Consider the following 363-nt stretch of genomic DNA (forward strand, 5'->3'; position numbering starts at 1 on the left):
GCTCAAGCAACACGCCAATCCGGCGGTAGCCGAACCGGCGCCGCTTTCCGGCGATCTCCTGCATCTCCTTGCGGATCTCAGGGCAGTCCGGCGGGCGTTCGCGCCGGACTGTCTTTGGGTCGACACCAACAAGCCGACAGGCCCGGCGCTGCGAGATGCCGTGATCCCGCATCGCCCTGAGCGCCGCCTCTCGCCGCTTGGTCAGCGTCGTCAGTTCTTTCCCAGAAGATCCTTCAGAACCACATTGTCCAGCATCGTATCGGCCAGCAGCCGCTTCAGCTTGGCGTTCTCGTCCTCCAGCGCCTTCAGCCTCGCGGCCTCCGACACCTCCATGCCGCCATACTTGGACTTCAGCTTGTAGAA

Annotated in this window: 1 pseudogene; it reads right to left on the reverse strand. The window is 63.6% G+C overall.

Going from position 1 to position 363, the window contains the following annotated elements:
- A pseudogene (locus tag FCK22_RS18065) lies at positions 1 to 363 on the reverse strand (transposase); the annotation flags it as partial.

The sequence above is a fragment of the Sulfitobacter sp. 15WGC genome, from assembly GCF_005068605.1.
Taxonomy (GTDB): domain Bacteria; phylum Pseudomonadota; class Alphaproteobacteria; order Rhodobacterales; family Rhodobacteraceae; genus Sulfitobacter; species Sulfitobacter faviae.